Annotated in this window: 18 protein-coding genes and 4 pseudogenes; 3 read left to right on the forward strand and 19 right to left on the reverse strand. The window is 42.4% G+C overall.

Going from position 1 to position 23,226, the window contains the following annotated elements; all coding sequences use genetic code 11:
* From N4T56_RS11700 to N4T56_RS11735, 8 genes and pseudogenes are all read right to left on the reverse strand, one after another.
* The gene (locus N4T56_RS11700) at positions 1–315 is read right to left on the reverse strand and encodes a hypothetical protein (protein ID WP_261733342.1); all 315 of its coding nucleotides are present in this window, start codon (positions 313–315) and stop codon (positions 1–3) included.
* A 28-nt stretch (positions 316–343) separates the two neighbouring features.
* Complete coding sequence (locus tag N4T56_RS11705) at positions 344–661, reverse strand: hypothetical protein (RefSeq protein WP_261733343.1); 318 nt, start codon at positions 659–661, stop codon at positions 344–346.
* Positions 662–779: 118 nt separating this feature from the next.
* On the reverse strand, positions 780–2,225 hold the full coding sequence (locus tag N4T56_RS11710; RefSeq protein ID WP_261733344.1) for a methyl-accepting chemotaxis protein: 1,446 nt from the start codon (positions 2,223–2,225) through the stop codon (positions 780–782).
* 186 nt (positions 2,226–2,411) lie between these two features.
* Positions 2,412–4,656 (reverse strand): annotated as a pseudogene (locus tag N4T56_RS11715) (molybdopterin cofactor-binding domain-containing protein).
* Positions 4,657–4,658: 2 nt separating this feature from the next.
* The gene (locus N4T56_RS11720) at positions 4,659–5,111 is read right to left on the reverse strand and encodes a (2Fe-2S)-binding protein (RefSeq protein ID WP_261733345.1); all 453 of its coding nucleotides are present in this window, start codon (positions 5,109–5,111) and stop codon (positions 4,659–4,661) included.
* Positions 5,112–5,244: 133 nt separating this feature from the next.
* Positions 5,245–5,862: a nucleotidyltransferase family protein gene (locus tag N4T56_RS11725; RefSeq protein ID WP_261733346.1), complete on the reverse strand. Its 618-nt coding sequence runs from the start codon at positions 5,860–5,862 to the stop codon at positions 5,245–5,247.
* A 2-nt stretch (positions 5,863–5,864) separates the two neighbouring features.
* Positions 5,865–6,887 (reverse strand): annotated as a pseudogene (locus tag N4T56_RS11730) (XdhC family protein).
* 120 nt (positions 6,888–7,007) lie between these two features.
* A complete protein-coding gene (locus N4T56_RS11735) occupies positions 7,008–7,652 on the reverse strand; it encodes an MBL fold metallo-hydrolase (RefSeq protein ID WP_261733347.1) in 645 nt (214 codons plus the stop codon).
* Between the two features lie 169 nt (positions 7,653–7,821).
* Between N4T56_RS11735 and N4T56_RS11740 the strand changes: the two genes are divergently transcribed.
* The gene (locus N4T56_RS11740; RefSeq protein WP_261733348.1) at positions 7,822–9,111 is read left to right on the forward strand and encodes an alpha/beta hydrolase; all 1,290 of its coding nucleotides are present in this window, start codon (positions 7,822–7,824) and stop codon (positions 9,109–9,111) included.
* A gap of 105 nt (positions 9,112–9,216) precedes the next feature.
* Here the strand turns inward: N4T56_RS11740 and N4T56_RS11745 are convergent, their stop codons facing one another.
* The 5 genes and pseudogenes from N4T56_RS11745 to N4T56_RS11775 all read right to left on the reverse strand — a co-directional run bounded on the left by N4T56_RS11745 (position 9,217) and on the right by N4T56_RS11775 (position 13,941).
* Positions 9,217–9,873 carry a nitroreductase family protein gene (locus N4T56_RS11745; protein WP_261733349.1) on the reverse strand — a complete coding sequence of 219 codons (657 nt, stop codon included), beginning with the start codon at positions 9,871–9,873 and terminating at the stop codon, positions 9,217–9,219.
* A gap of 258 nt (positions 9,874–10,131) precedes the next feature.
* On the reverse strand, positions 10,132–10,677 hold the full coding sequence (locus tag N4T56_RS11750) for a thioredoxin family protein (protein WP_261733350.1): 546 nt from the start codon (positions 10,675–10,677) through the stop codon (positions 10,132–10,134).
* Between the two features lie 251 nt (positions 10,678–10,928).
* Positions 10,929–12,406, reverse strand: a pseudogene (locus N4T56_RS22755) (ATP-binding cassette domain-containing protein).
* Between the two features lie 162 nt (positions 12,407–12,568).
* Entirely contained in the window at positions 12,569–12,859 is a 291-nt protein-coding gene (locus N4T56_RS11770) for a putative quinol monooxygenase (RefSeq protein WP_261733351.1), read from the reverse strand.
* Positions 12,860–12,914: 55 nt separating this feature from the next.
* A pseudogene (locus N4T56_RS11775) lies at positions 12,915–13,941 on the reverse strand (zinc-binding alcohol dehydrogenase family protein).
* A gap of 138 nt (positions 13,942–14,079) precedes the next feature.
* On the opposite strand from N4T56_RS11775, the gene N4T56_RS11780 reads away from it, so the two are divergent.
* Entirely contained in the window at positions 14,080–15,015 is a 936-nt protein-coding gene (locus tag N4T56_RS11780) for a LysR family transcriptional regulator (protein WP_261733352.1), read from the forward strand.
* 112 nt (positions 15,016–15,127) lie between these two features.
* On the opposite strand, the gene msrA is transcribed toward N4T56_RS11780, so the two are convergent.
* The 3 genes from msrA to N4T56_RS11795 form a co-directional block, all read right to left on the reverse strand.
* The gene (gene msrA / locus N4T56_RS11785; RefSeq protein ID WP_261733353.1) at positions 15,128–15,721 is read right to left on the reverse strand and encodes a peptide-methionine (S)-S-oxide reductase MsrA; all 594 of its coding nucleotides are present in this window, start codon (positions 15,719–15,721) and stop codon (positions 15,128–15,130) included.
* A 166-nt stretch (positions 15,722–15,887) separates the two neighbouring features.
* Positions 15,888–17,036 (reverse strand): hypothetical protein, encoded by a 1,149-nt coding sequence (locus N4T56_RS11790; protein ID WP_261733354.1) that lies wholly within the window; start codon positions 17,034–17,036, stop codon positions 15,888–15,890.
* An 85-nt stretch (positions 17,037–17,121) separates the two neighbouring features.
* Positions 17,122–19,077 (reverse strand): DNA topoisomerase III, encoded by a 1,956-nt coding sequence (locus N4T56_RS11795; protein ID WP_261733355.1) that lies wholly within the window; start codon positions 19,075–19,077, stop codon positions 17,122–17,124.
* Between the two features lie 170 nt (positions 19,078–19,247).
* Between N4T56_RS11795 and N4T56_RS11800 the strand changes: the two genes are divergently transcribed.
* Positions 19,248–19,958, forward strand: coding sequence for a tRNA (adenine(22)-N(1))-methyltransferase (locus N4T56_RS11800; protein ID WP_261733356.1), 711 nt, complete (start codon positions 19,248–19,250; stop codon positions 19,956–19,958).
* A 419-nt stretch (positions 19,959–20,377) separates the two neighbouring features.
* On the opposite strand, the gene purF is transcribed toward N4T56_RS11800, so the two are convergent.
* From purF to N4T56_RS11815, 3 genes are all read right to left on the reverse strand, one after another.
* Positions 20,378–21,892, reverse strand: a complete 1,515-nt coding sequence (gene purF / locus N4T56_RS11805; protein ID WP_261733357.1) for an amidophosphoribosyltransferase — start codon at positions 21,890–21,892, stop codon at positions 20,378–20,380.
* 41 nt (positions 21,893–21,933) lie between these two features.
* Positions 21,934–22,422, reverse strand: a complete 489-nt coding sequence (locus N4T56_RS11810) for a CvpA family protein (RefSeq protein WP_188921108.1) — start codon at positions 22,420–22,422, stop codon at positions 21,934–21,936.
* A gap of 152 nt (positions 22,423–22,574) precedes the next feature.
* Positions 22,575–23,213 carry an SPOR domain-containing protein gene (locus N4T56_RS11815; protein WP_261733358.1) on the reverse strand — a complete coding sequence of 213 codons (639 nt, stop codon included), beginning with the start codon at positions 23,211–23,213 and terminating at the stop codon, positions 22,575–22,577.
* Positions 23,214–23,226: the final 13 nt, after the last annotated feature.

Here is a 23,226-nt window from a genome sequence, read left to right on the forward strand (position 1 = left end):
TTAATATCCCTCTAGGAATTCAAATTCATCTAAACTTTGTTGCTTAGGGATACTATCAAAATCAGCCTCTAAGGTAATAGTCATTGATTGATCTTGAGGTAAATGAAACGTTTGTGATTGTTGGTTGTCGGTGAGCTTTAATTGTGGATGCCATACTTGCACAGTAAAATCATCCTCTGGTAATGAGTCAAAATCAACCCTCCCCTGGCTGTCAGTGATAGCATAAAATGGGGTATCGACCACCAACAAATGCCCCGACATCCAGTCATGAATATTACACCCCATCGACACATGGCCAGCCTTTTCAAACAACATTAACTGTTGTGCTTGCTCATTACGCAATTTAAATGAAAATCGCTTCTAGGCCTAAAGCAGAGTATATGTGGTGAGTAATGTCATCTTCATTAACAAACGCAACTTCTTGGCCTTTTTGCACCACAGTAATATAAGGTGAAAATTGTTTATCTTTTTGATGAACTTCAGCTTTTACTGGCACAAAATCAACCACAAGATTAGCATCATGATGCGGTTGTAAATACACCACCAAATCTGCTGTGGGTTGGCCTTGTTTATTGAGCACAGTAATTTGCTGTGCGTAAGCACTGTGTGCAAACAACAAAGCGATTACGCTAGCCAATAATACTTTGATACTATAATTCAACTTGCCCCCACTAACATTCAAAACGACCATCAACACTCCTTTACTTAACTAAGCTTTCATTCTCTGAGTCATACCAATCATAATAGACCAAACAACAGCATGATTTATTTCATGTTAGTTATATTTTATATTGGCTTAAAATTTCAGAGAGACCTGTTGAAGAGTCATTAAGTTCTTTGGCTAATACAGTTGAGTGTTTAGCAGAGGTTCTAATGGTTTCAGATTGTTGGCGAATACGATTAATTTGCCCTGAAATATCGCCTGCTGATGTGCTTTGTTGTTCGGCTGACGCGGCAATTTGACTGCTCATATCAAATACAGAATTGATAGAGCCAGCCATGTGGGTAATATCATCACCTACGCCTTTAATACTGTCACTACTTTGATCAGCTTGTTCAACTATCACGTTGGTAATATGAGTCAAATTTTTAGAGCCCTTTTGCAACCCTTCAATCATTTTCTGAATTTGCACCGTGGCTTCTTGAGTGCGTCCAGCAAGGGTTCTCACCTCATCAGCAACAACGGCAAAACCGCGGCCTTGTTCACCCGCGCGTGCCGCTTCAATGGCAGCATTTAATGCTAATAAGTTAGTTTGTTCAGAAATACTGTCGATGGTGGTCACTGCGTCATTAATTTGAGTGGCATCAAGAGATAACTGTTCTACAGATGAAAAAGCCTCGCCAATACGCTCAGATAAGTAATTAATCCGCTTAACCGCGTCGTCAATTTTTTGTTGGCTTAGCTGCATTTGCTGCGCATTATTTTGCGTATATGACGAGGTCTCGCTCGCATGATGAGATACATCAGCAATAGCGGAGGTCATTTGTTCCATTGCATGAGACACTGAATCCAAAAAGTGATGCTGTTGATCGATAAGCTCGTCATTGGTTACCGCCTGATGATTAAACTCATTGGCTGCGGTTGCTAGCGTTTGCGCATTATTGCGTATGGCCTGAACCATTTCGCTCATGTTATCGGCGCAGCGGTCAATGTCTCTGGCGATTAAACTAAAATCATCGGTACCAAAAAAGTTTAACCTAAAACTTAAATCACCATCAGCTAAGCGTTTAATGGCCATGTACATTTCCCATAGCCCGCCACCTAATGAGGTCGAAATCCAATAGCTTAATTGAAACAGCGGCAGTAATCCCACTAGCGCGATGAACAGCATAAATTGCGCATCACTCAGAGAGTCTTGTTCCCACTGGGCTACATTCTGATTTAAAGACAAATACTGATTACCAACTCTTGCCGCAGCGGTGATCGTATCACCCGTTCGGCCAGTGTTGTCACGAGGGGTTAATTGTAATTGATTGTCGGAGGCAAATTGCTGAAGCTCAGCTGCAGGTAAATTTTGGTGGTTGGCGACAGCAGCAAAACTGTGCACACTGGCGCTGACTCTTTGTTGAGATGCCTCAGTGATTAGCCTTGTCGCGTGTTGATAATTGAGCAAAGCAATAACGCACGTTATCGCAGCAACCATAGAGCATACAATCCAAAATTTACCGTTCAGGCTGAACTTAATCATGATTGCGTCAATTTTTCTAAACTGGATTTGCTTCATATTTACGCTTCCTAAGGCAATGACCTCAAGCTAAACCATAGCTGAATATAACATTAATGAGAAAAGGCTAGAGTAAAATGCCTAGCGCCTAGAACTGCACCTAGGCATTTGGCTTAACGTTTATCGACTTAAATGGGTAAAACTTAAGTGCGACATTCAGTGAATTTACTGTTCAATCAGTTAACGTTACACAGAAAGCACCTTATTTAACGGCAAATCACGGTAGCGTTGACCGGTAGCAGCAAAAATAGCATTGGTTAAACTTGGTGCCACTGGTGGTACGCCAGGTTCACCAACACCGGCAGGTTTTGCTGAAGATGCCACAATGTGAGTTTCAATATCTGGACATTGCGGTAAACGCAGCAGCGGATAATCATGAAAATTAGACTGCACCACTTTGCCGTTTTTAAAGCTAATGTCGCCCATCATCGCAAGGCTTAGTCCAAAAATCACCGCGCCTTCTAATTGCGAATGAACGCGATCAGGATTCACGACTGTACCGGCATCCATTACCGCGATAGATTTAATCACCTTAAGTTGGTTATCAACCACCTCAACCAAAGTCGCAACGGCAACATAACTGACAAAGCTGCGGTGCACCGACATCCCCCATCCTTGATTTTTAGCGGCTTTAGGCGCTTTAGCAAGCGCGGTTTCTAATGTGTCTAACACGTTCAAAAAACGCCCAACATCAACAGGATGATCCGCTAACTCTTCGCCGTAATTACCGTATTTAAAACCGTTGTTTTCAAAGTTTTCAATGCGGGCTTTACCTAACAATTTCCGCCACATATCGATACAGGGTTTGTTAGCATTAACAGCCAGTTCATCAACAAAACTGCCTATACCAAATGCATGCTGAATGTTACACACTGAGCGCATCCAACCAATGCGTGTATGGGCGGTGGCTTTTACTGCTTCAAGTTGAATATGTTCAAGTGCAAGGGGAACATCACTAAAACCGAGATCAAGTTCGCCATCAGACGGATATTCAACCCCTTCAGCAAAGGTCGAGCTGATCGCCGGAAACCCAGTACGCGCAAGCAATGCTGTCGGTAACTTATTATCATCAACTTTAGCCTGATACAGTTGCGCGCTAATCGCATGGTAATAACCATTTTGGATCTCATCCTCACGACTCCAGCACACTTTAACCGGCTTTTTCAGTTTTTGAGATAGCACTGCGGCTTCAACACTAAAGTCGGGCTTTGATTTACGCCCAAAACCGCCGCCTAATAAGGTAACATTCACCTTTACCTGTTCTTCTTTAAGGCCTAGTGCACCCGCTACATTTTGTTGAGTGCTTTGTGGTGTTTGTGTCGATGCCCATAATTCACACCCATCGGCCGTGACACTTGCGGTGGCAACGGGCGGCTCCATCATGGCATGGGTTAAATAAGGTACGGTGTACACCGCATTCACCGTGTTATCTTTAGGCCAATCCGTAACAGATTCACCAAATTGGCGGATAACTTTGCCAGGTTGCTTAACTCGCTCAACCAACGCTTTTAAGTAAACATCGGAGTCATGGTTGTCATTGACAGACTCAGACCAGGTGATCGCTAACGCTTTACGCGCTTCAATTGCACTCCAGCTGTTTGTGGCAATAACCGCAACCCCACCAAGTGGCTGAAATAATGGCGCACCTTTTGGTACCGGCAAGGTAATAATATCCACCACACCCGCAATACTGCGCGCTTTCGTGTCATCCAGTTTTACGACATCACAGCCAAGTACTGGCGGACGGGTAATGCTGGCGTATAACATGCCATCAAGCTTGATATCGTAACCATACTTGGCTTTACCTGTTAGCATGGCGTCCATATCCACAATCGTGTGCGACTTACCAATATGAATAAAATCGCTTTCTGGTTTAAGCGTCACCTTATCTAACTCAGGCATAGCAAGTTTAGATGCGGCAAGCGCTAAGTCGCCATAAGGTAGCGTTTTATTACTGCCTTTGAGATGCACTTTATGTGCCTTGGCATACACCTCATTTACAGGGACTCTTCCATTGCTGCGCAGCGGCTTGTTCTAACATGGTTCGTGCGGTAGCGCCCATTTGACGCATTCGCTGATAATGCTTACGAATACTGCGACTGCCGTCAGTGTTTTGGCTGCCATAACGTTTATCGGCTAAGCCTTGCACTACAACCACTTTGTCCCAATCGGCTTCTAGCTCATCCGCTAACACCTGCGGGATCCCGGTACGAATACCTTGACCCATTTCAGAACGATGACAGGTTAAATAAACCTTGTTGTCTTCACCAATGGCGACAAATAAATTCATTAAGGCTTGCTTGTCTTGTGCCAGCGCCATTGGGCTCCAGACTAAACTGGTTCCACCTAAGGCTAAGCCACCACCAACAGCACCAAAGAGTTTGAGTACATTACGACGGCTAATATTTTCAACTGCAGTAAATGTCGTCATGATTAAGCCTCCGACACTGATTTGATCGCGGCTTTAATACGCGGATAGGTACCACAACGGCATATGTTGCCCGACATGGCATCATCAATTTGCGCATCTGTAGGATTGTCGGTGGTTGTTAATAGCGCTGCAGCAGACATTAATTGCCCCGCCTGACAATAACCACATTGAGGCACATTATGTGTTAGCCATGCCTGTTTGAGTTTTTGTGCTTCAAGCCCTTCAATCGTAGTGACTTGTTTGCCCTGCACTTGCTTAAGGCTGGTTAAACAGCCGCGCATTGGACTACCATCAACATGAATAGTACAGGCGCCACACAAGCCCGCGCCGCAACCAAATTTGGTTCCAGTAAAACCAAGGATGTCACGCAATGCCCATAACACTGGCATATTGGGGTCGGCATCAAGGGTGAAATCCTTACCATTGACCAGTAGTTTTTGTGTTGGGGTTGTCATAATCACTCCTTAATTAGGGCAAACGGTTTACTCAACTAAATACTTGCCGTCACGCTTACTATGGTTTGCATTGGCATAACGTTACTTGAATTTGATTAAACTTAGCTGAACTCGCTCAAGTTCGGTAAACAGGTTATTGTTGATTTAACCAATGAGTTAAATCGGCAGGGGTATCGATATCGCGTGCACCATTATCGATAGGTAGCATAGTGACACTATGGTTTTTTGCATGTTGCTTTAACACGCTTTTAGCACCTTTATCGCCTTCAAGCGACATTAGCGCACTAAAATCATCAGCTAAAAAAATAGCTGGCACGCCCACATCTTGCAGATAAAAACTGCAGCAGGTTTGCCTGTTTTGCTCAAAAGCCGCTATTAAACTCAAATATTCATCAGCGGTTATGGCAACTTGGTCTGCCAACACCAGTAACAAGGCATCCGCTTTAGCGTCAATAGCATAAGCCACAGCTTGCTTCACTGAACTCGATAACCCAGCTTGCCAGTGTGAATTAATTATCCGCGGCAAACCTTCTGTCATCGCCATAATCTCATCATTAATGTGCGCGCCTAACACCACTGCAGCTGGGGCAATATTAGCTGCTTGGGTAACGTGTTTAAGTGTTTCAATGCTATGTGCTAATAGGTTTTGCCCGCCCTGAATTTGGGCGGTGATCTTACAGCCATTAAAGCGGCTGCTGGCACCTGCTGCCAAAATAACCGTGGTGATATTGGCCGTTATTTGCGCAGTCATGGTTATAACATCACACTGTCAAGGCTGGTTAATTTGCTGTGGTACAGCACGCCATGACACTGAGATAACATACTTAACGCCACCGAGCCTGGTAGCTCACCACCTAACGCTAAACCTGCAGGCGCTGAAAAATACCCATTAAAGTCATCAACGCTTAATTGGGCTAATTCAAGCACTTTGTCACGACGATGTACTGGGTACCTAATAACGAGATATACGCTATTGATAGAGGTTGCAAAGTGGCTAATGTTTTAGCATCTATTTGCAAATTATGACTCATCACAAATGCTGCATCTAAGGTGTTGAGTAAATCAGAAGAAACACGTGGGCACGGATGCTTAATAATTTGGCAACCTGGAAAGTCATATGTGCGTGCGTAGGCGGTACGTTCATCAAAAACAGTGATTTTCCAACCCATGGCTTGGAGCCATTTGTGCTATCGGTTTTGCATCTAAACCGCCTCCAAAAATCCCAATATGCACAGGAGGGCGAAGCGGAATAGTCAATAAGGTCTTGTCTTGCTCAATCACTTTTTGAGTTTTGGTGTTCAAGGTAACCGTAATTTGGCCATCTTGATTTTGTTGAATAAATTTACCAGACACCGCATGACTCGGCGCACCATCATCAGCAATATTAAGCTGGTAGAAGCCACTATCACCGCGCATTAACGCATCGTGAACATTAACTAAGCCTAAGTAATTATTCGCCTTATTCAATGAGACCATCATAATATTGACAATACCACCACAACCAAGTTGATAACTGGTATCTGACTCATCAGTAGCATCATAGGTTAATTGCAATACTTGCTGGGTTTGGATTGCACGCTGAGCGTGACGACGAAGATCGGCTTCAAGACAACCGCCGCTTAACATGCCTAAACTTTTACCCATAGGGTGAAATAACATGATTGCGCCGGGTTTACGATAAGAAGACCCTTGTACTTGAGTTAATACTGCTATAACCCAGTCTTCTTGATAAGTCGGTAACCAGGCATCGAGTAAATCAACAAGGTGTTGAACCATGAAAACTGTCCATCATAATAAACGCAATCTTCTAAGCTAACAGACTGCCTTTACAATGCAAAGAATCAATGGTTTCAATTTATGTCTTAATTTTATGAATGACTGACAAACAGTTAATTTTTAATCAAATAACTGGTCTGCTACAAACGGATTATGCTGGCGTTCTTCAGCAAATGTCGACATAGGTCCATGACCGGGAATAAAGCTTACATTTTTCCCTAATGGCCATAATTTAGTGGTAATAGAATGTAATAAGTCCTGGTGATTGGACTGCGGGAAGTCCGTGCGACCGATTGAGCCTCTAAACAACACATCGCCCACCCAGGCTATATTAGAACTGGCGTTGTAAAACACAATATGGCTCGGAGTATGGCCAGGGCAATGCAATACACTTAAGGTTTGCTCGCCAACGCTCACTTCATCGCCTTCATTAAGGTACTGCGTGGGTTTAAATGCTTCGGTACGCGCAAAACCGAAATTTTGACTCTGCTTCACTAAGTTTTCTAACCAAAATTTATCTGCCTCATGCGAGTCAATAATGGGCACAGATAAATGCGCTGCTAAACTGGCTGCGCCACCAGCATGATCAATATGCCCGTGGGTCAGTAAAATTTTGTCCACCGTTAACCCCAATTTGGTCACTTCAGCCAAAATGCGTTCTATATCGCCACCGGGATCAACTACCGCCGCTTTTAAGGTTTTTTCACACCAAATAACACTGCAATTTTGTTGAAAAGGGGTGACAGGGATGATTTGATACTTCATCGACAACCTCGCGCTTATGATCATATGTTGATTATCGGTTAATTTTACCTAGGCAGTGTTGATCTAGATAGCTTTTTAATGTGATACCCATCAAGCTTTGCATTGTTGATGTACAATATAGGTAATAAAAAAATGCGATGGCAACCCGCAAAGACTCAGCAGGCTCAATATGTACATTGATAACACCTTAGCAGACATCAAAGTTCGTAAACACTTTTTCTCGGTACCACTCGATTATCAACAAAGTCCCAGCAAGCAAATTACCGTCTTTGTTAGAGAAATTGTTAGCGTTGAAAATCAACATAAACAACTGCCCTATTTAGTGTTTTTTCAAGGAGGTCCGGGCTTTGCTGCCGTTAGGCCTGTGAGCAATAGTGGCTGGATTAAACGGGCGTTAACCGAGTACCGAGTCTTATTGCTTGATCAAAGAGGAACGGGCTTATCTACACCAGTCAATGCCACTAGCTTAAGTTACATGAGCGCCACAGACCAAGCAGATTATTTAAGCAATTTTCGCGCTGACAATATTATTCGCGATGCCGAGTATATCCGCACTAAGCTGTCACCAGGTGAGCCTTGGAGTATTTTAGGCCAAAGCTTTGGCGGCTTTTGTGTGTTGCATTATTTATCTGCAGCACCAGAAGGCTTAAAAGAAGCTTACATTACTGGTGGTATTCCATCATTAACCCGCACCGCAGATGAAGTATATCGAGCCACTTATCAGCGAGTGATGGCTAAAAACAACAATTTTTTTAACCGCTTTAACGATGCTCGGACTTTAGTCGACAATTTGGCAAAGTATATTTTCGACAATAAAGTGTATTTGGCGACAGGTGAATTACTCACTGTTGAAAAACTCCAGCTCCTAGGCATTAATTTAGGCATGGAACAAGAGTCAGAAGCTGTTTACTATTTACTTGAGCAAGCCTTAATTGAAACGTGCTATGGCACAGATATAAATCCTTTATTTTTACATCAATTTAGTCAATTTCTCGACTACAATACCAACCCCATTTTTGCCTTATTGCACGAGTCAATTTATTGCCAACAACAAGCATCTGCTTGGGCTGCTCACAGAGTCAGAGCCGAGTATAGTCAATTTAACTATCGACCAGGTAAACCATTGTTATTTACTGGCGAAATGATTTATCCGTGGATGTTTTCACAATTTGAACAACTTGAACCACTACAGCAGGCGGCAAACTTAATTGCGGCGAAAAAGGATTGGCCAAGCTTGTATAACCTTGAAACACTAGCCGAGAATAAGGTGCCGGTAGCGGCGGCCATTTATAGCGAAGATATGTATGTAGAGATGCAATACAGTTTAGAAACAACCAGGCAAGTCAATAACCTTAAATATTGGCTCACCTCAGAGTATGAGCACAACGGCATTCGTATGGATGGCGAACGTATTCTCGATAAACTCATTAGCCTTAATCGCGGCCATTGTTTGCGTTAAACTCTGATAATCAATACGAAATAACCCGAGCATAAAAAAGAGGCATAAGATTAAATCTTATGCCTCTTTTTATGGGGATTATATCGTTTTACAACGCTTGAGCCATTACAATACTTGCAATACTTGCTCAGCCGCTAAGCGAGACTTAGGTAATTTAGCATTGTAGTCTTCATCTGAATGGTGGTAACCAAAAGCTAATGCCACATCACATACAAAACCATCAAGCTCTTTAGCAAAGATTTGACCAAGCATTTCGCTGTCAACACCTTCCATTGGAGTAGAGTCGATACCTAGACGTGCAAGTGTGTGCATGGTGTTACCCAGTGCTAAATAAGTTTGTGACTTAGTCCAAGCTGCGTTGTTACCCGCTTCGTCTGTGTTTAAATCCACAAACGCAAACGCGCCAAATGCACCTTCACGATCTTCTGGCTTTGTACGGCCATCAGTAATGCCCTGATCTACCACTTTGGCATAATCGTCACGAGTATACTTAGGGTTATAAGCAAACAATACGGTGTGCGAAGCCGATTTAGCATGTGGTTGGTTAAACTGGAATTTGTTAGCAAAAGAGTCATGTAAACGTTGCTTGGCTTCATCACTTTCAATCACGATAAATTTCCATGGTTGAGAGTTAATTGATGAAGGTGATAACACCATTGCGTCATAAATAACGGCTAAATCTTCAGCTGATACGCGCTTAGTCGCATCGTAGCGTTTTGCTGTGTAACGTTTTTCTAAATCAGAAATAATAGCGTGGGTCATGTGATGCTCCGTAAAAAAATAATGTTTAGATATCGATATCAACTGGATTATCGATAAATTTTTATGCTCATTATCTGCTAAGCAATTGAGTGCTGATAATTTGCAAAATCTGGATAATACAATTCAAACGAGTCTGAGCTGTATGGTTAAAAAGTCTGTATTCTATAGCACCGTTTAATTAGCACCGTTTAATCAGCACTATTTTGTGGTTACAGCAATATGGTGCTTAGATTTGTTTTTTCAATGCAGTAAACCGCTTTAACGCCATTTAATTGAACAGCCCATGCTGGCCGTTTGTTGTTTCGAGCCTTTATTAATGGCGGCAATCATCTGCATGGCATTGACTAACTCAGGCACTCGATTCGGGTCATCTTGCAAACGAGCATCGTCTAGGCGACCACGATATTGCAACTCACCAAGGTGATTAAAACCAAAAAAATCTGGGGTACACACTGCGCCATATTGCTTGCCGACGTGCTGGTCTTCATCGACTAAATACGGAAATGAGAAACCGTGTTGCTCGGCAAAGCGAAGCATATTGGCTGGCGAATCTGCGTCAACTGTTTGATAGTCATTCGACATCACAGCCAACACATTAATCCCCTCTGCCATCAATTGTTGAGTGTCTTTGGCTAAACGCGATGCTATGGCTTTAACATAAGGACAATGATTACAAATAAAAATTATCAACAAGCCCTTTTCACCCAAATGTTCACTCATGGTAAACGCATCACCATTAGGATTTTTTAAAGTGAAATCTGGCGCTTTCCAGCCAAAATCACAAATCGGCGTATCGAGTAACATATTTATTTACCAATGTTGATGGGTTGATGCTGCACATGAGTTCACTTACATCAACTCTTTGGCAAACCATATTTTGTTGAAGTCATCATACCGATATTTTAAATCGCCATAAACATCATAAAAATTGAAACATTTTCAATTTTTATTTAATAATCGAATGAGGCCAACTCTCTTGGCAAATAAAACACATTCACAAAATTGCCAGCCCCTTAAGCAGGGCAGCAAAATAAACCACAGCGTTGATGAATGACTTATTTTATTGTTGGTCCAGAGACTACAGCGCGATACCCTTGGTGATCATCATCGGCAACAAACTCAATAAAGTGCTCAATGCTATCAAGGCTATCTTGTTGATAGTGTGATACATATAGCAATTGAGTTAACTGCTCTTTGGCAATAAGCTCAAGTGAGTTTTTAATCAGCCTGCGGCCTAAGTAATCTAAGCCTTGGTAGGGTTCGTCGAGGATCAATAATGTAGGTTGTTTTACAATGGCACGGGCAATTAATAATAAACGTTGCTGGCCATACTCTAACTGTTTAAACGCGGTTTTAGCTAAATGCCCCATATGTAACATGGCTAACCATTCGGTTGCGATAGCCACTTGCTGTTGCGTCGGCTTTTGATACAGACCAATCGAGTCATAAAAGCCCGACACAATCACATCAATGGCGTTGCAGTTAACGCGATACTGCATATGCAACGCAGATGACACCATGCCAATATGCTGTTTGATTTCCCAGATGCTTTCGCCCGAGCCTCTTTTTTTACCAAAGATATCGATATCGTTGCTATAGCACTGTGGATGGTCGCCAAAAATAAGCCCTAATAAGGTACTTTTACCACAACCGTTTGGCCTTTTACTTGCCAGTGCACGCCATTATCGATACGCCAATTCACTCCTGAAAAAATCACCTTATCGCTGTAAGCAACTCGGCCATCATGCAGTTCAAACACTGGGTCGGCAAACTTGGCACTGTGACGGTGACGTCGAATAAGTGCTAATAACTCTTCACTTTGTTGCCCAGACTGTGCGGTTAATTGATGAATAACGGGATGATTAATCCATTGGTCTTTGCTCATCACACTGTCGAGTTTACCCTGGTTAAACAAGGCAATTTTCTCTATCCACTGCGGCATATCTTCTTCGCGCGATACCACAACGAGCATTTGCATAGTGTGTGATAGTTGCTCAAGAAATGTCGTTAAAGTGCTCCGATGCTCAACATCTAACCCTGCATAAGGTTCATCTAATACTAAAAAAGGCGCTTTTGTCGCCAGAGCTCTGGCCAACATGACTCTGCGACCTTCACCGGTAGATAATTGGCTAAAACTGCTTTGGCTAAGGTGAGTTAAATCTAACTGTTGCAACAATTGATGAGTTAAGTTGTTATCATGGCACTGATCATAAATAACTCTAAAAACGGTGGTTTTAGGATCGGTATATCCCAATGACTCGCTGTCATCTTGCTCTAGAATATCTTCCAGCAATTGCTGCTGTTGTTGCAATGATACAAATGCTACCCGCGATGGGTCAGCCCCTGTTATTTGCCCACAATACGCTAGGGTTTTGTCATCAACCGCTTGTGTCAGTAATTGCCCGAGCATTTCACCAACATCACCTTCGGTACTAAACACTCCCCAAGATTGTTGCGATTCAATAAGCCAGTCATCAATATTCATCATGACACTAGAAGAACTGCATTGCAGTTGTGCAAATCTAATTTCCATTGTTACCTTTCCATACGCTTTACGCTAAACAATCTGAACTAGGGATAAATATGCCTGTTATATCAGTTACATTGATTGAGTGTCCAACCAAGCCTTCATTTATCGAAAAAAAAGCAGATCATTGTCATGATCTGCTTTTTATCATCGTATAAACTGCAAAGTCTAAGCTATAACCGTCATTTCATTTAATACAAACTCGACAACAGCACCTTCAACCGCAGCGACATACTCAGCGATATGCTGGTTATCCAAATGTGCTTGCCATAACTCACGGCTCTGCCAGTTTTCATAAAACATAAAATGAGCAGGGTTGGCATTATCTTGATGTAGGTCGTAGTTAATACAACCTTCTTCAGTGCGCGTCACTTCAACCAGTTTAAGTAATTCCGCTTTCACTAACTCGATTTTATCTGCTTTCGCTTTAATATTGGCAACAATCGTTAATTGAGACATCTTGCATCCTGTTGTTAGTCTAGTTATGACTATTTATACTATTGATTATGTTGAATTAAAAACCTTCAAGTACAATTTTACCTATCGCACTCCCTGCTTCTAATGCTTCATGAGCTGCACGTAAGTTAGCGGCATTAATTTCGCCCATGTGCTGGCCTAAAGTGGTTTGAATATAGCCCTGATCAACAAGATCTGCCACTCGATTCAATAAACGACTTTGCTCTTGCATATCAACAGCATTAAACATTGAACGAGCAAACATAAATTCCCAGTGTAATGACAAGCTCTTTAACTTAAGTTTAGTGACATCAAGCGCTTGGGGATCGTCAATCATGGCTATCTTGCCAAATGGTGCTAACACTTCAGTGTAACTTTCAAAATAGACGTCGGTGCTATTTAAACTAGCAACGTGGGTCACATAATCCAATGTTTAAGGCCTCAATTTGCGCAGTCAGTGGTTTGGTATGGTCAACAACATAGTCGGCACCTAACTTTTTAACCCAATCACTTGAGCTTTCACGTGATGCAGTTGCAATAATAGTTGCACCTGTTATGGCTTTAGCAATTTGGACAAAAATAGAACCTACACCCCCCGCTGCGCCAACCACTAAAATCACTTCATTTGATTTTTCAACTGAAGTTGGGCTCTGCTGCTTAATGGTTAAATGTTCAAACAATAATTCCCATGCGGTTATGGCTGTTAATGGTAAAGCAGCGGCTTCAGCATTTGATAAGCTTTTTGGCTTAAAACCCACTAAACGCTCATCAACCAATTGATATTCAGCATTGCTACCAGAACGGGTAATATCACCAGCATAATATACAAGATCGCCAGGCTTAAAGTGGCTCACTTTGTCACCGGCAGCAATCACTTCGCCCACAGCATCCCAACCTATCACTTTAACTTCACCTTCAGCAGCTGGCATGGTTAAACGCACTTTGTAATCTGCAGGGTTAACCGCAATGGCTGCAACTTTAATTAATAAATCACGACCCGTTGCAATAGGCTGCGCTAGAGTAACGTCGATTAATGATTCCGGGTTATTGATAGGTAGAGACTGCTTATATCCGATGGCTTTCATGTTGTTATTCCTAAAAATCTAATGGGGAGGTAATATTTATAAAATAAGGTTCAAACTTGATGAAGTTATATTAGCGCTTGTTTTATTGCCCATAAACAGCATAATAATTGAAACATTATCAATAATAAATGGATAATCATGCTTTTAGAAGACTTACAAGTGGTGCTCAAGGTTGCCGAGTTTCGCAGTATAACGGCAGCTGCAACAAACCTAGATATGCGTACAGCCACAGCCAGTGCCGCATTAAAGCGAGTTGAAGCCAATTTAGGCGTTGAATTGTTTATCCGAACCACTCGGCAATTACGCTTATCGAGCGCCGGCGAAAAGTACATTCCGCAATGCGAGCAAGCCATGTTGATGCTTGACCAAGCCAAACAGAATATGAAAGGTGAACTTGATATTATTGACGGGGATTTACGCTTGGCGATGTCATCAGACCTTGGTCGCAATATTGTGATCCCATGGATTGATGATTTTATGACGACATACCCAGAAGTCAGCCTTAGAGCCAATATTAATGACAGCAACCTAGACTTTTATCGCGATTCGGTCGATTTAGCCTTGCGCTATGGCTCCCCAAACGATGCCAACTTATATGGTTTTAAAATTTGTAACGTGCCTCGTTTATTGTGTGCATCTCAAGACTACCTAGACAAATACGGCACGCCAACCCATCCACAAGATTTAGCATCTCATAACGGCTTATTATACCAACTGAATGATATAACTTACGACGTGTGGGAATTTTATAAAGATAATGAACAGTTTAAAATTAAAATGAAAGGCAATCGAGTGTCTAACGATGGCGAACTAGTCCACCGTTGGAGCCTATCAGGCAAAGGGATTGGGCTAAAGTCATGTTTGGATATCTCAAATGATTTATTGTCCGGAAAACTCATCAATATTCTGCCTGAATACAGTGCCAATGCCACTGAACTGTGGTTAATCTTCCCGAGCAGACAATCCATCACTCCTGCAGCACGCCAACTTCGCGACACATTGAAACAAAAAACCAGAGATATTTTGCAGCAATTGATTGCTAAAGGCATTTTAGATAAAAGCGTGTTGGATTAATATTGTTGAGCCGGGTTCAGCTATTTCTTATTTTCGGCATTTGTGGCCTGCGGAGACGACATTCGATACCACAGAACATAAGTCAATGATCACCCTCCCTTAGGCGTTAAACTTAATGTGTTACTTTATCTCCCCAAATCTCTGCTAATCTTTTGTCTCTGCCGCAGCTCCAGCGATAAGCATTATAGCGAAGCGGATTGTTTTTATAATAATCCTGATGGTAACTCTCATCACCTTTTATCGGATAAAAGATTGACGCATTTAAAATAGGCGTGACCACGTTTTTATTAGGAAACTGCTTTTCAACTTGGCTTTTAGACTGCTGTGCAATCGCTCTTTCGGTACCGTTTGCCACAAAAATCGCACTTAAATAACTCGAGCCTTTATCGCAAAATTGCCCTTGTGCATCAAAAGGGTCAATGTTAACCCAATAATAATCTAACAGCTCTTTGTAGCTGACTTTGTTAGGGTCATAAGTGATTTCAACCGCTTCATAATGACCTCGATGATTACCATTATAGGTAGGATTTTTGATGTTTCCGCCTGTAAATCCTGAGACCACATTGGTGACGCCATCAAGTTTTTCAAAATCAGACTCCATGCACCAAAAGCAACCGCCCGCTAAAATGGTTTTATCTGCACTGACATTCGATGCATAAAACAACAAACTTGCAGCAAACACGGTTAACACTAGTGTGCTTTTCATAGCACCCTCCTTTAATTTTTTATTGATTATGCTACAGATCACAATACTGCAATATGAATTTAAGGGGCTAAAGGTTCACTATAGAGTTGATTAAACTTAAATGACACAGTCGCCAAATAACCTCCGTTACCAGTTAACCCGCACTAGATTCACATGCTTTTTCCGCTTAACTATCGTGCCAAAGAGTATCATCGCAATACTGCTTGATGAGCGCTTGGATATCTTCAACTTCTGTTTCAGAGAAGTTTTTTAATATCGAGTTGTTACCATTGCCAGCTTTCTGAATGAACACTTCATAATAAAAAACACCCTCAGCGTTTTCTCTACCCTCGATAGAAAATGCATTTTCACTAATGATGAAATTGTCCTCTAGAGAAAATATCACATTATAAAAACCAGAGTGAGAATGGAATTTAGCGCGCTGCAAACTGTCTTTCATTGGCTCGACAATTTTAAAAATTTCCGGATTAATAGGAAGCCATTCACTACTGAGTAGCTTAGAAATACTGACGCAATCTTGACTTATTTCGCCTAAAGATTGTTTCAAAAAAACTGAGTCACCAGTAAGTGCCAAGCGATAAGGTGTTTCTCCCTTTTTATTCTGTAGATGAACATTAACAGGTGTTGACTCTGTGAACATTTCAAACATCCCGTCTATACGTGGATTGGGCGGGTAAGGAGTCCCTTCAGGTAATTTCGCTTTTAGTATTGCGGTCGCAATGGTTTCGCCTTCAGAGGTATAACCATTGTATGCATCTGGTGCGGTATGGTTCCAATTAATATGCTCAACAAGCCCGCCTTTAACCAAAAACGCGACAATATCGTCGGCACTACTCATGCCCATATAATGCTTATTAATTGTATTAGCGACTTTTTTAGGTAAATAAACCACAGCCGTCGTTTGATCACCGGTAGGAAGAGTCAGGTACTTACTTTGCAATTCTTTTTGAATAAAATTATTTAGCTTGTCATAAAAACTATCTGTAACCCTGCTAGCCCCATCTTGGAGAATACTAAATTTCTTCTTTTTATCTTTATATTCAAAGTGTAACGTGACGGTTGTGTCCATACTCCCACGGACAGAAATATTCGTTGGCTTAAATTCGCCAAGGGTCACATCGACATATTGCATAAATACATATTTATATGATTCGATTCCATCAATGCACTCTGGATCATAATGAAGAAAACGTTCTGGCGTGATACTTTCGAAAATTTGAAATAAATCATTGCTCGACTCGAGGTCACATAATTCAGTTTCAACGTTAATCTTATGCTTCTTAAGCAAATTTGTTATTCTTTTTAAAAGATCCATTTTATTGTTTCCATTAAATATACAGGTAACACAGGTGTAACCTCTTTAACTGAGGAAAACCTCAAAGCTTTAAATTACCTTATCACTATTTCACTTTTGCTTTGATCTTCTTTTTATACGTTTTTTTAAAACTACGCTTTGGCGCACTACTGGCAACACCTTGTAATGCCGAGGGTAACTGGCTTGATGCTTGAGTAATTAGGCCATCTAACTGACTGAGTAATGGCTGCATAAACGCATCGTACTTTAAGCGTTTTTGGCTAATGGCATCGAGGCTATTTTCCCATAATGCGGTCATGTCAGGTGTGGTGGCAGAATCGGGTAAACTGCGAATAAGACCAACACCAACAGGCGTCGCTTTAATGGCTTTACCCTGACGAACTAAATAACCTCGCTTGAACAGCAACTCAATAATCCCGGCACGGGTAGCCTCTGTGCCTAGGCCGTCAGTTTCTTTGAGGATTTTTTTAATGTCGCTATCAGTAACATAACGACTGATGCCCGTCATGGCGCCTAATAAAGTCGCGTCAGTAAAATGTTTTGGCGCTTGAGTCATTTTGTCTAATAATTCACCACGCTCACATTGCAGGATTTGGCCTTTTACTAGCGGCGGCAATGACTGTACAGCATCGTCGTTTTCATCTTCATTACTATTTGATTGATTTAGGCTTGATGATCCCCGCTTAAACAGTTGTTTCCAACCTAACGTTTTATCCTGACGCGCTTTGGTGGTAAATAAGCCACCAGCAATGGTCACTTCAACCGCGGTTTCGGCATACACATAAGCGGGGTAAAATTGCGCAAGGTATTGGCGCGCCACATGTTGGTACAACTTAGCCTCATTACTTGATAATGCCGACAAATTTGCGACCTTTTCGGTTGGAACAATCGCATGGTGAGCATCCACTTTACTGTCATCCCAAGCTTTAGATTTAAGTTTGGCATTAGGTGCATCACAGGCTTCAACTAACCCTGTAGCGCCTTTAAGCACGGCATCTAATACTTTTGGGGCTAATGCATGCTGCTCTTTGGGTAAATATCGGCTGTCAGAACGCGGATATGTAATTAATTTATGTCGTTCATACAAACTCTGGCAAGTGTCGAGCACCTCTTTAGCCGACAAACCAAAGCGTTTAGCAGCATCGATTTGCAGCGCCGATAAGCTGTAGGGCAACGGCGGATTTTGCCGTTTATCTTTGGCTTCAAGTTTGGTGATTTCTGCAGGTTTTCCGGATATGCGTGAAACAACGTTTTCCGCTAGGCCTTTGGCTAACACTCTGCCATCTTCATCCATGTAGGGTTGGCAGGCTTCACTCGGTTGCCATTTGGCAGTAAACGCTTGTTGTTGGTCTGTCAGTAAATGGGCTAGCACTTCGTAAAATGCTTTGGGGGTAAAGTTGGCAATGTCATCATCGCGGCGCACCACTAATCCGAGCACGGGGGTTTGCACTCGGCCAACCGACAATACTCCCTGATAGCCCACTTTACGCCCTTGAATAGTATACGCACGGGTCATGTTCATACCGTATAACCAATCGGCGCGGCTGCGTGCCAATGCAGAGGTTGATAATGGCACAAACTCACGATTACTGCGTAACTGCCCTAAAGCTCGTTTTACCGCCTGTGGGTTTAAATCGCTTATTAATAAACGCTGAACTTGATTGAGTTTGTCGCCTTTTACGCCCAGATAGGAAATCACCTCATCAACCAGCAATTGCCCTTCTCTGTCTGGATCGCCCGCATTGATAATTGATGATGCTTGCTTAACCAGTTTACGTAGCACGGTCAGTTGGCTACGGGTTTTAGGTTTTGGTTGTAGCTTCCAAGTTTGTGGCACTATGGGCAAATGCTCAAGCTTCCATGATTTAAAGGCATCATCATAGGCATCTGGCTCTGCCTGTTCGAGCAAATGACCAATACACCAAGATACACAATCACCGTTGGCAGCCGTTATAAAACCATCGCCTTTTTTGTGAGGCTTCGGAAGTACATCAGCAATCGCTCGGCCTAAACTGGGTTTTTCAGCTATATATAAAATCATAATCCATTATCAGGTCGTAAAGGTTCAGTGAGCGCAAACATCAATCGCGCCAATTAGCTGTATAAAATTACAGTATAGATTACCTGTTAATTTATCTTGCTGCAAATCACATAGCATTCACGGTAAAAATCATTACAATGCGGGTTTTATTTTTATAAACTATTAGCTCAATGAAACTTGGCCAGCGCTTAACGCAACTCAATGACATGATCCCAACAGGCTATATGCACATTTGGGATTGTTGCTGTGACCATGGTTTATTAGGTGCGGCGTTATTATCAAGACAGGCGGCATCGACGGTTCATTTTGTCGATATTGTGCCAAATTTGATGCAGCAGCTTGAACGTAAGCTCGAACGCTTTTACCCCCTGCAAAATCCTCCGCAGTGGCAGGTACACTGTATGGATGTTGCCCAGCTCCCTTTGTTAGATTCCCCAGAAACACCATTGGTTGTTATCGCGGGCGTGGGTGGCGATTTGATGATCGAGCTCGTTAATTCAATGTGCCTGCAAAATCCTCAGCAACATATCGATTTTTTACTCTGTCCAGTGCACCATCAATACGAATTACGCCAACATCTGATCAAGCTTGAATGCCGTTTAATTGATGAAAAGTTGATTGAAGAGAATCGCCGCTTTTATGAGATCTTGTATGTATCTCGCGGCAACAAAGCATCGTCACATGACAGTGAATCAAGCACTCTTATTAGCCCTGTGGGCAATAAACTGTGGCAAGTCAATACAGAGCAACAGCTTGATATTGCACAGCGCTATTTAGATAAAGTGCTCAGACATTATCAAAAAATCAGCATGTCGAATCCGCAAAAAACCGAAAAAGCGCTGCTAGATTATCAACGGATTTCGCTTAAAAGTGTAAAGTAGCAAGAATCTAGAATCTAAAATCTAAAACCATAAGCGAAGCGTTCCGTATACCGCTATCTTTACTCTTCGCTTTTATCGCTTAGCTCGTCATCTTTTATGCCGTCATCCCTGAGATCTTTTATCAGGGATCCAGGTGTTTCTTTTGGCATTGCTTGAAAGCCTTTAAAACCTTAGAGCCAACACCTGGATTCCTGCTCAACAGCATTGCAGGAATGACAAATTAGTAGCATTACCGGGACGACAGTTTAGTAGCATTCCAGATGAAATGTGGCTGGACTCTACCTAGCCTCTAGCAGGACGAAGTCCGCTCTCAGGCGAGCTTGCGAGTTCCTAGAGTCCTAGCCCCCTAAGCCTTTAAACCCATAAAAAAACCAGCATGTTTATGCTGGTTTTTAAGTCGAAGCAATAACGCGGTTAACTTATGGATGACACTCGTTGTGCATTTCTAAGTTGGTACCGATGTCTTTGCTACGGTTAGCTTTAGCATCGTCATTACGCAACTGAGTTAAATGGTCTAAGTAAGACTGGTTTACATCGTTGGTAATGTAGTTGCCGTCAAATACTGAGGTTTCAAAGCGTTTAATCTCTGGGTTTTCCATTCTTACGGCTTCAACTAAGTCAGTTAAATCCTGAAAGATAATCCCATCAGCACCAATAATTTTGGCAATTTCATCGGCGTCACGACCATGAGCAATCAACTCATTTGAAGTAGGCATGTCGATGCCATACACGTTCGGAAAGCGAATTTCAGGTGCAGCTGAAGCAAAGTACACTTTCTTAGCGCCAGCTTCACGCGCCATTTCGATGATCTGCTCTGACGTGGTACCACGTACAATAGAGTCATCAACTAGCAACACGTTTTTACCTTTAAATTCGGTATTAATTGCGTTGAGCTTACGGCGAACAGACTTTTTACGCTCTTGCTGACCCGGCATAATAAAGGTACGACCAATATAACGGTTTTTTACAAAACCTTGACGGTACGGTAAGCCCATACCACGGGCAATTTCAAGCGCGATATCACAAGAGGTTTCAGGAATCGGAATAACGACGTCGATATCGTGATCATCCCATTCTTTTTTAATTTTCTCACCTAACTTGGCACCCATGTTAACGCGGCTTGCGTACACAGACACTTTGTCGATGCTTGAATCAGGACGAGCAAAATAAACAAACTCGAAGATACACGGCGCATAGCTTGGGTCAACAGCGCATTGGCGAGTGAATAACTGACCATCAAGTGAGATATAAATCGCTTCACCTGGGGCTACATCGCGCATTACTTCAAAGCCAACGGCATCTAACGCCACGCTTTCAGATGCAACCATGTATTCAGTACCGGTTGCCGTTTCGTGTTTACCAAGTACCAATGGGCGAATACCAAATGGGTCACGAAACGCGACTAAACCCTGGCCAATAATCATCGCTGTCACGGCATAAGCACCGCGAGTTTGCGCATGTACTTTAGCCACTGCATCAAACACTTCGTCAGCACTTAATGACAAACTACGTGTTTCTTGTAATTCATCGGCTAATAAATTCAGTAAGATTTCTGAGTCAGAGGTGGTATTAACATGACGGCGTTTTTTGACCAGGCTTTCAGCTAACTCAAGCGTGTTAGTTAAGTTACCGTTATGCGCTAACGAAATACCAAACGGCGAGTTAACATAAAACGGTTGTGCTTCTGATGCACTAGAGCTACCCGCGGTAGGATAACGCACATGGCCAATACCTGCATTGCCCTGTAAACGTTGCATGTGCTTGGGTTCAAACACATCTTTAACCAAGCCATTTGCTTTACGTAAACGAAATGCATTGATGTCTACAGTCACAATGCCTGCTGCGTCTTGTCCACGATGTTGAAGCACAGTCAGCGCATCATAAATGGTTTGATTAACTGTTGATTTTCCTACTATTCCGACGATACCACACATGGGTAAGGTTCCTCACTGTAAGGTGTTTTATGTTTATAATTTTATATTTTGGGTACAAAGCTTGAGGTGTTTTCGAGATAGTTAAAAAACCACTGAATAACCACGCCAAATTCGGGTACAAGTACTGAACCCTGCCACCAAACGGTGTCTGGGAACGCAGTAAATGCATCCATAAAAAACAGTAATGCGCTTACAATCAAAGCACCACGAATGGCACCAAAACACAAACCAAGTACACGGTCTGTGCCCGACAAGCCAGTTTTAGACACTAACTGACCTAATAAATAATTGACTAAAGCCCCTAGGATCAGGGTAACGACAAATAGAATGGCAATCGCGACACCGTTTCTCACTAACTCGTCCTGCATTTGGGTTAAATGCGCGGCAAGATCGAGATAAAATTGGCTAGCGATAAAGAAAGCGGCAAACCAAACCACAAGTGACATGGCTTCTTTTGCGAATCCGCGGATTAAACTAATAATAGTTGATAACCCGATAATGATAATAATTGCGTAATCAATCCAAACCATGAAAATGGGGATCCGGTATAGGGTTCAAGACGGCGCGATTCTAACAGAGACAGAGATGTTTCTCACCCCTGATTGCATAAATTATTCATGCGCGATTGCGAACAATCAATTTGATATTTTCAACCACGCACTGAGACTACCGTCTGAACAGGTTAATGTTCTTGAGGATTGTAGGCGATGATCTTGCCCTTTAATCCGGTTAGTTTGAAGATAGGCTCCTGGCGAGCTTTGAGTTTAGCTTCAGACACTTCAGAGCCAACAAATACCCGAGTCAGTTTTCCATCAACCGGTTTAACAGGCAAAGTATAAGCGGTAAACCCAGCTTTACGCAGTTGTGTCACTAGCGCACTGACATTGGCGGCGTTATTAAAACCACCTAACTGTAAAGTGTAACCTGCGGTTATCGCAGCTTTTGCAGGTGTTTTGGTTTGCGCCACTTCGGCTGCCGGCTTTGGTTGGGGTTTAGCAGGGAGTGTGGCTTTCGGTGTTGAGTCAACTTTTTGGGCGACTTGTGCAGGCTTATCATCACCCAGTTCAACCACATCACTGCCAAGGTCTTGCGGCTCCGCGATGCTCAACACCTGAAATTCCTCAATGGTGTCTGAAGTTTGCTCTGCCTGTTCACTACCATTTGAGTTATGGGTATTTTTGGCTAAAGGTCGTAATGGTATTTCAGTAAATTCTTCTACAACCTGGGTCTTTTTACCATCCAATAGGTCAGGTAAAAAAATCACCCCTAAAGCCACAAGCACAATAGTTCCAACCAAACGATTTTGAAATTGACGATTCAAAGCGAATTCCCTT

This window comes from Shewanella phaeophyticola (assembly GCF_025398315.1).
GTDB classification, from domain to species: domain Bacteria; phylum Pseudomonadota; class Gammaproteobacteria; order Enterobacterales; family Shewanellaceae; genus Shewanella; species Shewanella phaeophyticola.

Coding starts and splice junctions, on each gene's coding strand:
- N4T56_RS11710 (WP_261733344.1), bottom strand. CDS start 2,225: ATGAAGCAAATCCAGTTTAGAAAAATTGACGCAATCATGATTAAGTTC.
- N4T56_RS11750 (WP_261733350.1), bottom strand. CDS start 10,677: ATGTTACTCGATACGCCGATTTGTGATTTTGGCTGGAAAGCGCCAGAT.
- N4T56_RS11700 (WP_261733342.1), bottom strand. CDS start 315: ATGTTGTTTGAAAAGGCTGGCCATGTGTCGATGGGGTGTAATATTCAT.
- N4T56_RS11735 (WP_261733347.1), bottom strand. CDS start 7,652: ATGAAGTATCAAATCATCCCTGTCACCCCTTTTCAACAAAATTGCAGT.
- N4T56_RS11745 (WP_261733349.1), bottom strand. CDS start 9,873: ATGACCCACGCTATTATTTCTGATTTAGAAAAACGTTACACAGCAAAA.
- purF (WP_261733357.1), bottom strand. CDS start 21,892: ATGTGTGGTATCGTCGGAATAGTAGGAAAATCAACAGTTAATCAAACC.
- N4T56_RS11770 (WP_261733351.1), bottom strand. CDS start 12,859: ATGTCTCAATTAACGATTGTTGCCAATATTAAAGCGAAAGCAGATAAA.
- N4T56_RS11720 (WP_261733345.1), bottom strand. CDS start 5,111: ATGACAACCCCAACACAAAAACTACTGGTCAATGGTAAGGATTTCACC.
- N4T56_RS11740 (WP_261733348.1), top strand. CDS start 7,822: ATGTACATTGATAACACCTTAGCAGACATCAAAGTTCGTAAACACTTT.
- N4T56_RS11725 (WP_261733346.1), bottom strand. CDS start 5,862: ATGACTGCGCAAATAACGGCCAATATCACCACGGTTATTTTGGCAGCA.
- N4T56_RS11790 (WP_261733354.1), bottom strand. CDS start 17,036: ATGGATCTTTTAAAAAGAATAACAAATTTGCTTAAGAAGCATAAGATT.
- N4T56_RS11795 (WP_261733355.1), bottom strand. CDS start 19,077: ATGATTTTATATATAGCTGAAAAACCCAGTTTAGGCCGAGCGATTGCT.
- N4T56_RS11780 (WP_261733352.1), top strand. CDS start 14,080: ATGCTTTTAGAAGACTTACAAGTGGTGCTCAAGGTTGCCGAGTTTCGC.
- N4T56_RS11810 (WP_188921108.1), bottom strand. CDS start 22,422: ATGGTTTGGATTGATTACGCAATTATTATCATTATCGGGTTATCAACT.
- msrA (WP_261733353.1), bottom strand. CDS start 15,721: ATGAAAAGCACACTAGTGTTAACCGTGTTTGCTGCAAGTTTGTTGTTT.
- N4T56_RS11800 (WP_261733356.1), top strand. CDS start 19,248: ATGAAACTTGGCCAGCGCTTAACGCAACTCAATGACATGATCCCAACA.